Consider the following 9,529-nt stretch of genomic DNA (forward strand, 5'->3'; position numbering starts at 1 on the left):
GCGGGAATAAAATCCCATTCAGACGCCGGATAGATTCAAGCAAGCCAACTTGTCGTCAAAATCGGTGTTGCAAAAACGGGAGTGACCATAGATTCCGTTTTCTGAGGCGACCCCCACATAGAGACCTTCCCGGTCATTCACTTTGTAGAGTTTGTCCCTGGGCTTGAGATTGCGCAGCTTGGTATCGGTCAGCATGTACCTTGTCCTTCTTCGTCTCCGATACCCACTCTATTGTAAACAAGACATTTTTATCTTTTATATTCAATGGCTTATTTTCCTGCTAATTGGTAATACCATGAAAAATACCATGCTCAGAAAAGGCTTAACAATATTTTGAAAAATTGCCTACTGAGCGCTGCCGCACAGCTCCATAGGCCGCTTTCCTGGCTTTGCTTCCAGATGTATGCTATTCTGCTCCTGCAGCTAATGGAGCACCGCAAACAGGTTACTCGCCTGGGGATTCCCTTTCGACCCGAGCATCCGTATGAGACTCATGCTCGATTATTATTATTATAGAAGCCCCCATGAATAAATCGCTCATCATTTTCGGCATCGTCAACATAACCTCGGACAGTTTCTCCGATGGAGGCCGGTATCTGGCGCCAGACGCAGCCATTGCGCAGGCGCGTAAGCTGATGGCCGAGGGGGCAGATGTGATCGACCTCGGTCCGGCATCCAGCAATCCCGACGCCGCGCCTGTTTCGTCCGACACAGAAATCGCGCGTATCGCGCCGGTGCTGGACGCGCTCAAGGCAGATGGCATTCCCGTCTCGCTCGACAGTTATCAACCCGCGACGCAAGCCTATGCCTTGTCGCGTGGTGTGGCCTATCTCAATGATATTCGCGGTTTTCCAGACGCTGCGTTCTATCCGCAATTGGCGAAATCATCTGCCAAACTCGTCGTTATGCATTCGGTGCAAGACGGGCAGGCAGATCGGCGCGAGGCACCCGCTGGCGACATCATGGATCACATTGCGGCGTTCTTTGACGCGCGCATCGCGGCGCTGACGGGTGCCGGTATCAAACGCAACCGCCTTGTCCTTGATCCCGGCATGGGGTTTTTTCTGGGGGCTGCTCCCGAAACCTCGCTCTCGGTGCTGGCGCGGTTCGATGAATTGCGGCTGCGCTTCGATTTGCCGGTGCTTCTGTCTGTTTCGCGCAAATCCTTTCTGCGCGCGCTCACAGGCCGTGGTCCGGGGGATGTCGGGGCCGCGACACTCGCTGCAGAGCTTGCCGCCGCCGCAGGTGGAGCTGACTTCATCCGCACACACGAGCCGCGCCCCTTGCGCGACGGGCTGGCGGTATTGGCGGCGCTGAAAGAAACCGCAAGAATTCGTTAACTGCACATTCGGGATATTTCTCTATATTCGCGGTTCAGCAGGCATGTCCCCTTTGAGGGCGACCCGACGACAGGATAATCGACCTTATGGTGCGCAAATATTTCGGCACAGACGGTATTCGTGGCAAAGCCAACGAAGGCGCGATGACGGCGGAAACCGCCTTGCGCGTCGGCATGGCGGCTGGCCGTGTCTTTCGTCGCGGTGACCACCGCCATCGTGTCGTGATCGGCAAGGATACGCGCCTGTCGGGCTATATGCTTGAACCCGCGCTCACAGCCGGTTTCACCTCGATGGGCATGGACGTATTCCTTTTTGGCCCGCTGCCGACAACGTATAGGAAGAATAAACGCCCTTTTCACCCAAGTCCAACAGCTTTGGACCGCAGTTGACTCTTTCGACACCCCTGCGATGCAACCCAATCCGTCTGACGGGGAGCCAGCAACGCTGAAAATTTACCCTCCTCTTTCCCACTAGCGGCTCCTTTTCCGACAACCAGCACGGCGGATCCCTGCCGCGGCGCTGTGAACGCAGCATTTTGATTGGTATCGTTGGCCTTCAGGCTCGTCAGTCAAACAGACCCAGGAGCAGCTCAGCCGGTGGCGCCCGGCTTTCGGGTAACGCCCTGGTCCCGCTGGTTTCGGCTTTGTGCTTCAGGTGATCAAGGATCTGCTTGATCACTATAGGGTCTTCAATGCAGGCGATGACTTTCATGGCGCCGCCGCAGCCGCTGCAGGTCTCGATGTCGATATTGAAAACACGCTTGAGCCGTTGCGCCCATGTCATCGACGCTCGCCGTTGTGCTGGTGTTGCCGGTTCATCAGCCACCCTGACCTTGTTGCCCCTGCCCCGTTTTGCCGGCGTGACCAACGCCCGGTGCCGACTGTTGGGTGCGAACACCCCGTGGAAGCGGGTTAGGTTGACTCTGGGCTTCGGTACCAGGGCGGCCAGCCTTGCAATGAAATCCAATGGTTCGAAAATGACGTGCGTGGTGCCGTCCCGGTACGGCGTCTTGAGCTGGTAGCGCACGTTGCCGCCTCGTGTTAACGACAGCCGCTTCTCGGATACCGCCGGGCGGCTGATGTACCGGCACAGCCGTTCGAGCTTCTTGCGTTCATCGGCCCTGGCCGCCACGCCGGCGTGCAGGCTGGACCCGGCTACCTTGCCAATCCCGTCACCGAACGGATCACCACTGGTCGGCAGAGTTTGCAAAGTGAACACCTTTCGCCCCGCCTGTGAACCGACAGCGATACGGTAAGTGATCGAGTGCCCCAGCAGGGGTGTCATCGGGTCGTCATCCACCGCATCCGAGGCCAGATAGCTGTTTTCGACATCCCGTTCCAGCAGGCCTTGCCGTTCCAGATAGCGACCCACCCGGTGGGCGATGGTGTGCGTCAGCTGGGTGAGCTCTGGGCTGGTCGGCGCCTTGACCCAGCGGAAACGCGCTGAGCCGTGGGATTGCTCGACATACACACCGTCGAGAAACAGCATGTGGAAGTGAACATTCAGATTGAGCGCCGATCCAAAACGCTGGATCAGGGTGACCGCGCCCGTCTTGGCCACTTGGTGGGTATGGCCCGCTTTCTTGACCAGGTGCGTGGCAATGACGCGGTAAACGATGCCCAGCACCCACCCCATGATCTCGGGCCGGCTGGCAAACAGGAAACGCAGCTGAAACGGGAAGCTCAACACCCACTGACGCATGGGTTGTTCAGGCAGTACTTCATCAACCAGCAAGGCGGCACTTTCGGCCATCCGCCGCGCCCCACAGCTCGGGCAGAAACCGCGACGCTTACAGCTGAAAGCGACCAGGTGCTCGGCGTGGCAAGACTCGCAGCGAACCCGTAGAAAGCCATGCTCCAGCCGCCCGCATTGGAGAAATTCTTCAAATTCCCGTTGCACATAGCCCGGCAATTCCTTTCCCTGCTCTGCCATAAGCGCAGCGAATGCCGGGTAATACTCGTCAACGATCTGATAGAGAAGGGTTTGCTCGGGTCGGTGGCTCTGGTAACGACCAGTATCCCGATCCCGGCTGGCCGTCCTGGCCGCCACATGAGGCATGTTCCGCGTCCTTGCAATACTGTGTTTACATACAGTCTATCGCTTAGCGGAAAGTTCTTTTACCCTCAGCCGAAATGCCTGCCGTTGCTAGACATTGCCAGCCAGTGCCCGTCACTCCGCGGTCTTCACTGCGTGATCGAGTTGATCGACACCCGCCGTGACACGCTCCATGAAGTGCCTGCCTGCGTCTGTTAGCCGAACGCCCCGCGCATGGCGCTCAAATAGCAGGACACCAAGGTTATCCTCCAGCGCTTTCACACGCGCGCTGACGCTCGACTGGCTGATACCAAGTGCCTTGGCCGCATGCCGAAAATTCAGATGCTCGGCGACGGCGATGAACTGAACAAGGGAAATGAGCGGTATCCTGCCAGACAGGATACCGACATTCACGAGGTTTCGATGGTTAGTGCGCCGCATCGGAGCGGGCCTGCTACCAGTCGTCGGTTAGACGACTGGCGACTTCTCGGTGGCAGCCCCACGGAGCCGAAGGAGCACCAGCCCCAACGAAACCAGTACCGCCATCGCCGTGGCGTAACAGATCACGGGCCACGCTGTGTCACCGTTTAAAAGTGCCACCGCCAATGTCCCGACAATGCTGACTATCAGGCTTTGAACGCAGAAGTAGAACGCGACCGCTGATCCCGCGATGTCGTCGAACTCTGCCAAAGCGCCGTTCGCGGTAACGGACACCGTGAAGACAATACCGACCGCGACAACCCACATCGGTAGGATGAAGGTGAGGAATGACGGCGAGCCGTAAAGTTCGCCGATCCCCAACAGGACCGCTCCGCAAACAAGCAACGCCATCCCACGCGCCACGCATCCTGCGATGCCCCATCTGGCGACAAAGGACTTCGCGAAACGGGTTGTCACGATCATTACAAGCGCGACAGTGGCGAAGGCAAAGCTGAATCCGATCTCGGAATATTCCGCTTGGCCTATGAGCACACGGGGAGCCGTCGAGAAGAAGACGAAGTAGGTGCCCATACCGGCGCTAAAGCCGACAGTGTAAACCCAAAAAGCCGGACTCGCGAAGATCGGCAAGACAGATCGGCGCGTCTTGACTTGATCCAGAGGGCGGGTTTCGTGCCACCTGAAACCCGCATTTAGGAGTGCGAGCATCGCCAGTATAGCCAAAGTAATGAATATCGCCTGCCATCCCAAGAACTCGCCGATCAATACTCCGGCGATAGGGCCGAGCGCAGGCACGAACGCCAGCATCGAACTGAAAAGGCCGTAGATGACGACACCCTCAGGACGGTTGGCATAAACGTCGCGAACCGTCGCGAACGTCGCCACCAGCATGGCCGACGCGCCCACTGCTTGAAGTAGACGGAAAGCGACAAAGGCCGGTGCAGTTGAAGACCAAGCTGCTCCCAGAGACGCAATGACGAAAGCCGTTGCGCCCGCAAGTAGAATTGGCCGTCGCCCGATTCTGTCTGAGAGCGGACCAAAAATCACCTGGCCCACGCCGAGCATCACCATATAGAGGCTCAACGTGAGTTGGATCATAGCGGGCGTCGTGTTCAGGATGCCGGGCATCGCTGGAACGACAGGGAGATAAATATCCATCGCCAGTGAAGCGAGGATGTCGAAAGGAGCCATCAGCAGCAGTGCTGCCGGCAGCGTATAGGCCCACGCGGGGCGTGTGGTGGTCATGACGAATCAACCCTCGATTAAGGAATACCGGGCGACGTCTGCTCGTCAGCAATCAGATGAGACTAGCCTTACAGAGCGCCGCAACAACAATACTGGTTGTTGCGGCTTACTTGTCTGCTGACTTGGAATTTCCCATCTGATTACTCCACGCTTACGAATATGAATTGCTACATTTTATCCGATTATCTTTTGCTTCGCAATGCGGCATGGGCGCACTCAGCGTTCCAGCCCCCTCTGCCGCCCTAACTGCCACGACACCGACCCGCCCTGCACGATGCCCATAACCTCGCGGCCGAGTTGGCGGTCGATGATCGGCCGCCACGGGACAAGGGTGAACTCATGGGATTTCTCGACCACGGCGAACTTGCCGCTCGATAGATGCACGGTTCCGGTAAACTTGCCGCTGACGCTCTCGCCGTCCGTGGCGGCGCGGAACGGCAGGCCCTTACTCAAAGCCATATCCGATCCGACGCCGGCTACCTCGCGCTCCCGCAGGATGGCGAGAAGGTTGCGCCGGTAGAAGACGCGGCTGTCCCGGCTGCGGGTGGCGTCGCCCTGTTCGATATGGTGCTCGCGGCGCTGGTCCATGGCTTCGCGGACTTGTTGCCCGAAGCCGGTTGGCGCAAGGTCGGCCGTCTCGCCGTGGATCAGCCGCCGGTCCAGCCAGGTCGCGCCGTCCGATCCGATCTGTTTGTTCAGATCGACCGGGGAAAGGACGCGAACGCTGGCCTGACTGTCTCGGCCGGCGTCATGGGCGGCGGCACGGCTGACCAGATCATCGGGGATGCGCCATTGGTCGGCGTCGATCCGCTCGACGATACCGGCCCGGCGTAGCGCCTCCAGCCGGCGCACATGGGCATCGACATAGCCCTCATAGTCGCCGCCTGGAACGCGGCACGTATAGGAAGAATAAACGCCCTTTTCACCCAAGTCCAACAGCTTTGGACCGCAGTTGACTCTTTCGACACCCCTGCGATGCAACCCAATCCGGCTGACGGGGAGCCAGCAACGCTGAAAATTTACCCTCCTCTTTCCCACTAGCGGCTCCTTTTCCGACAACCAGCACGGCGGATCCCTGCCGCGGCGCTGTGAACGCAGCATTTTGATTGGTATCGTTGGCCTTCAGGCTCGTCAGTCAAACAGACCCAGGAGCAGCTCAGCCGGTGGCGCCCGGCTTTCGGGTAACGCCCTGGTCCCGCTGGTTTCGGCTTTGTGCTTCAGGTGATCAAGGATCTGCTTGATCACTATAGGGTCTTCAATGCAGGCGATGACTTTCATGGCGCCGCCGCAGCCGCTGCAGGTCTCGATGTCGATATTGAAAACACGCTTGAGCCGTTGCGCCCATGTCATCGACGCTCGCCGTTGTGCTGGTGTTGCCGGTTCATCAGCCACCCTGACCTTGTTGCCCCTGCCCCGTTTTGCCGGCGTGACCAACGCCCGGTGCCGACTGTTGGGTGCGAACACCCCGTGGAAGCGGGTTAGGTTGACTCTGGGCTTCGGTACCAGGGCGGCCAGCCTTGCAATGAAATCCAATGGTTCGAAAATGACGTGCGTGGTGCCGTCCCGGTACGGCGTCTTGAGCTGGTAGCGCACGTTGCCGCCTCGTGTTAACGACAGCCGCTTCTCGGATACCGCCGGGCGGCTGATGTACCGGCACAGCCGTTCGAGCTTCTTGCGTTCATCGGCCCTGGCCGCCACGCCGGCGTGCAGGCTGGACCCGGCTACCTTGCCAATCCCGTCACCGAACGGATCACCACTGGTCGGCAGAGTTTGCAAAGTGAACACCTTTCGCCCCGCCTGTGAACCGACAGCGATACGGTAAGTGATCGAGTGCCCCAGCAGGGGTGTCATCGGGTCGTCATCCACCGCATCCGAGGCCAGATAGCTGTTTTCGACATCCCGTTCCAGCAGGCCTTGCCGTTCCAGATAGCGACCCACCCGGTGGGCGATGGTGTGCGTCAGCTGGGTGAGCTCTGGGCTGGTCGGCGCCTTGACCCAGCGGAAACGCGCTGAGCCGTGGGATTGCTCGACATACACACCGTCGAGAAACAGCATGTGGAAGTGAACATTCAGATTGAGCGCCGATCCAAAACGCTGGATCAGGGTGACCGCGCCCGTCTTGGCCACTTGGTGGGTATGGCCCGCTTTCTTGACCAGGTGCGTGGCAATGACGCGGTAAACGATGCCCAGCACCCACCCCATGATCTCGGGCCGGCTGGCAAACAGGAAACGCAGCTGAAACGGGAAGCTCAACACCCACTGACGCATGGGTTGTTCAGGCAGTACTTCATCAACCAGCAAGGCGGCACTTTCGGCCATCCGCCGCGCCCCACAGCTCGGGCAGAAACCGCGACGCTTACAGCTGAAAGCGACCAGGTGCTCGGCGTGGCAAGACTCGCAGCGAACCCGTAGAAAGCCATGCTCCAGCCGCCCGCATTGGAGAAATTCTTCAAATTCCCGTTGCACATAGCCCGGCAATTCCTTTCCCTGCTCTGCCATAAGCGCAGCGAATGCCGGGTAATACTCGTCAACGATCTGATAGAGAAGGGTTTGCTCGGGTCGGTGGCTCTGGTAACGACCAGTATCCCGATCCCGGCTGGCCGTCCTGGCCGCCACATGAGGCATGTTCCGCGTCCTTGCAATACTGTGTTTACATACAGTCTATCGCTTAGCGGAAAGTTCTTTTACCCTCAGCCGAAATGCCTGCCGTTGCTAGACATTGCCAGCCAGTGCCCGTCACTCCCACTCGATTGTAAACAAGCACACAAAACCCTTTAGTGACAACAATTTGCAAGAACTATCAGGCTCAGTGCCATGAAAAATACCATGACCAGATCATGAGGTTGAACACGGCTTGCGCCGGCAGCGTTCACGCTCCTGGTCGGCGATCTCGCCCGGCTGCAATGCTAGCTCAGCATCGGTCATGCGCTCCAGCACGTCGCGTAGGCGGATGGTGCAAGGAATGGGCGGCAGCTCGAACTCATAGCCGCCGGCGATCATTTCGGCCGCAATCTCCTCGGTGATGAAAAACGGCTCGTCGTCTTGGTTCGGCTTCTTCATGCCCTTTCCTCCTGGCGCTCATCCTGGCCGACAGCGGCCAGGGCATCGGCTTCCGTCAATGCGTCCTCCACGAACGCGCCGTGCTGCTTCGCTTCGGCCTGGCTGACCTCGGCCCATATCCGTTTCACCTGGGCCGCACTGTACCCGGCCAGCTCGGCGGTCTTGTTGATGCTGTAGCCGGACTTGCGCAGCGCGACAACTTGGGCGCGGCGCTTCGGATCAGCACGGCGGCCCTTGTACCGCCCGGCCTGGCGGGCCAACTCAATGCCTTGGCGCTGGCGTTCGCGCCTGTCCTCGTAGTCGTCGCGGGCCATCTGCAAGGCCAGGCGAAAAAGCATGATCTGCACGGCTTCCAGCACGATCTTGGCGACGCCCTGGGCCTCGGCCGCCAGGTCGGATAGATCGACCACGCCAGGGACGGCCAGGCTTGCGCCTTTGGCCTGTATCGAGGCCACCAGGCGCTCGGCCTCGGGCAAAGGTAGGCGGCTGATGCGGTCGATCTTCTCGGCAATGACCACCTCGCCGGGCTGTAGGTCGCCGATCATGCGCAGCAGCTCAGGCCGGTCGGCGCGTGCGCCGGATGCCTTCTCACGGTAGATGCCGGCGACGTAGTAGCCGGCGGCCTTCGCGGCCGTAGTGATCGCCTCTTGGCGTTCCAAGTCCTGCGCGTCGGTGCTGACGCGCAGATAGACCCGCGCCACCATCGGCGCGGCTACTGGCTTCGTCCTGCGCATACTTGCGGGCTCCTTTGGGCATACGCAAAGTGTCCGGTCATGCTACCCCCGGCCAAAAAGGCCGTCATGCGATTTATCTTGGCCGGGTCGTTATTGGCGGGTCTAAATGGCCGCTCCGTGGATCTCATCGCCAGAAATGGCGATGCGAGATCCAGGGCAGGGCGGCCGCCATCGTCAGACCTGGCGATGGTCGACGCCGGCGCGCATCGTCGGATGTGGCGATGCGAGCTCGAGGTCGGTGGCCACCGCCGGCGACCTGGTGCCATCGTCGGCAATGGCGATGCTGCAGCTCGACGTGCGCGGCCTGGTCGTCTCGGCATCGTCGGATGCGGCGATGCTCGAGCGAGGCGAAAAAAAACCGCCTCGGGGTGTCCGAGGCGGCAAGTCTGCATGCGGTTCAGGGAGGAAGAAACCGCGCCGGCGATCAGGGAGGAAAACCGCGCGGCCTGATGTGCAGCTCGGCCACTTTAGCCGGATTTTTCGACTTATCCGATGCGAGCGGCCCGCCGTGGGCGCTGCTCGATCTGCTGTTGCTTTTTCTCGACGTGCTTCTGCTCCTGGTGCTGCTGCTCGTCGCGCGGCACTGTTGCAAAGTTAGCGATGAGGCAGCCTTTTGTCTTATTCAAAGGCCTTACATTTCAAAAACTCTGCTTACCAGGCGCATTTCGCCCAGGGGAT

At 59.6% G+C, this 9,529-nt stretch carries 10 protein-coding genes and 1 pseudogene; 3 read left to right on the plus strand and 8 right to left on the minus strand.

The genetic code is table 11. From position 1 onward, the window contains the following. Positions 1-90 precede the first annotated feature (90 nt). Positions 91-195, minus strand: a pseudogene (locus G6Q29_RS21790) (Arm DNA-binding domain-containing protein); the annotation flags it as partial. Positions 196-524: 329 nt separating this feature from the next. Here G6Q29_RS21790 and sul2 point away from each other — a divergent pair. Both sul2 and G6Q29_RS21320 read left to right on the plus strand, forming a co-directional pair. After that, positions 525-1,340 carry a sulfonamide-resistant dihydropteroate synthase Sul2 gene (gene sul2 / locus G6Q29_RS21315; RefSeq protein WP_001043260.1) on the plus strand — a complete coding sequence of 272 codons (816 nt, stop codon included), beginning with the start codon at positions 525-527 and terminating at the stop codon, positions 1,338-1,340. A gap of 86 nt (positions 1,341-1,426) precedes the next feature. Further along, a complete protein-coding gene (locus G6Q29_RS21320; RefSeq protein WP_000251875.1) occupies positions 1,427-1,729 on the plus strand; it encodes a phosphoglucosamine mutase in 303 nt (100 codons plus the stop codon). 175 nt (positions 1,730-1,904) lie between these two features. Here G6Q29_RS21320 and G6Q29_RS21330 read toward each other — a convergent pair whose 3' ends face one another. The 7 genes from G6Q29_RS21330 to G6Q29_RS21360 all read right to left on the minus strand — a co-directional run bounded on the left by G6Q29_RS21330 (position 1,905) and on the right by G6Q29_RS21360 (position 8,851). Then, on the minus strand, positions 1,905-3,398 hold the full coding sequence (locus G6Q29_RS21330) for an IS91-like element ISCR2 family transposase (protein WP_001120888.1): 1,494 nt from the start codon (positions 3,396-3,398) through the stop codon (positions 1,905-1,907). A gap of 111 nt (positions 3,399-3,509) precedes the next feature. Further along, a complete protein-coding gene (locus G6Q29_RS21335) occupies positions 3,510-3,815 on the minus strand; it encodes a LysR family transcriptional regulator (RefSeq protein WP_001255015.1) in 306 nt (101 codons plus the stop codon). A gap of 27 nt (positions 3,816-3,842) precedes the next feature. Next, complete coding sequence (gene floR / locus G6Q29_RS21340) at positions 3,843-5,057, minus strand: chloramphenicol/florfenicol efflux MFS transporter FloR (RefSeq protein WP_000214122.1); 1,215 nt, start codon at positions 5,055-5,057, stop codon at positions 3,843-3,845. A 216-nt stretch (positions 5,058-5,273) separates the two neighbouring features. Then, positions 5,274-6,158, minus strand: coding sequence for a DUF3363 domain-containing protein (locus G6Q29_RS21795; protein WP_001447541.1), 885 nt, complete (start codon positions 6,156-6,158; stop codon positions 5,274-5,276). 30 nt (positions 6,159-6,188) lie between these two features. Continuing rightward, positions 6,189-7,682, minus strand: a complete 1,494-nt coding sequence (locus G6Q29_RS21350) for an IS91-like element ISCR2 family transposase (RefSeq protein ID WP_001120888.1) — start codon at positions 7,680-7,682, stop codon at positions 6,189-6,191. A gap of 210 nt (positions 7,683-7,892) precedes the next feature. Then, positions 7,893-8,117 carry a hypothetical protein gene (locus G6Q29_RS21355; RefSeq protein WP_000743213.1) on the minus strand — a complete coding sequence of 75 codons (225 nt, stop codon included), beginning with the start codon at positions 8,115-8,117 and terminating at the stop codon, positions 7,893-7,895. Next, a complete protein-coding gene (locus G6Q29_RS21360; protein WP_001446887.1) occupies positions 8,114-8,851 on the minus strand; it encodes a recombinase family protein in 738 nt (245 codons plus the stop codon). Before G6Q29_RS21360 ends, G6Q29_RS21355 begins: the two co-directional genes overlap by 4 nt. Positions 8,852-9,219: 368 nt before the next feature. Between G6Q29_RS21360 and G6Q29_RS21615 the strand changes: the two genes are divergently transcribed. Beyond that, positions 9,220-9,529: hypothetical protein (locus G6Q29_RS21615; RefSeq protein ID WP_203547261.1), on the plus strand; the 310-nt coding region annotated here is incomplete at its 3' end.

The organism is Enterobacter cloacae, assembly GCF_011078175.1.
Classification (GTDB): domain Bacteria; phylum Pseudomonadota; class Gammaproteobacteria; order Enterobacterales; family Enterobacteriaceae; genus Enterobacter; species Enterobacter cloacae_Q.

Excerpts from the sequence above, each read along its gene's own strand:
- sul2 (WP_001043260.1), top strand. The coding sequence starts at position 525 with ATGAATAAATCGCTCATCATTTTCGGCATCGTCAACATAACCTCGGAC.
- G6Q29_RS21320 (WP_000251875.1), top strand. The coding sequence starts at position 1,427 with ATGGTGCGCAAATATTTCGGCACAGACGGTATTCGTGGCAAAGCCAAC.
- G6Q29_RS21330 (WP_001120888.1), bottom strand. The coding sequence starts at position 3,398 with ATGCCTCATGTGGCGGCCAGGACGGCCAGCCGGGATCGGGATACTGGT.
- G6Q29_RS21335 (WP_001255015.1), bottom strand. The coding sequence starts at position 3,815 with ATGCGGCGCACTAACCATCGAAACCTCGTGAATGTCGGTATCCTGTCT.
- floR (WP_000214122.1), bottom strand. The coding sequence starts at position 5,057 with ATGACCACCACACGCCCCGCGTGGGCCTATACGCTGCCGGCAGCACTG.
- G6Q29_RS21795 (WP_001447541.1), bottom strand. The coding sequence starts at position 6,158 with ATGCTGCGTTCACAGCGCCGCGGCAGGGATCCGCCGTGCTGGTTGTCG.
- G6Q29_RS21350 (WP_001120888.1), bottom strand. The coding sequence starts at position 7,682 with ATGCCTCATGTGGCGGCCAGGACGGCCAGCCGGGATCGGGATACTGGT.
- G6Q29_RS21355 (WP_000743213.1), bottom strand. The coding sequence starts at position 8,117 with ATGAAGAAGCCGAACCAAGACGACGAGCCGTTTTTCATCACCGAGGAG.
- G6Q29_RS21360 (WP_001446887.1), bottom strand. The coding sequence starts at position 8,851 with ATGCGCAGGACGAAGCCAGTAGCCGCGCCGATGGTGGCGCGGGTCTAT.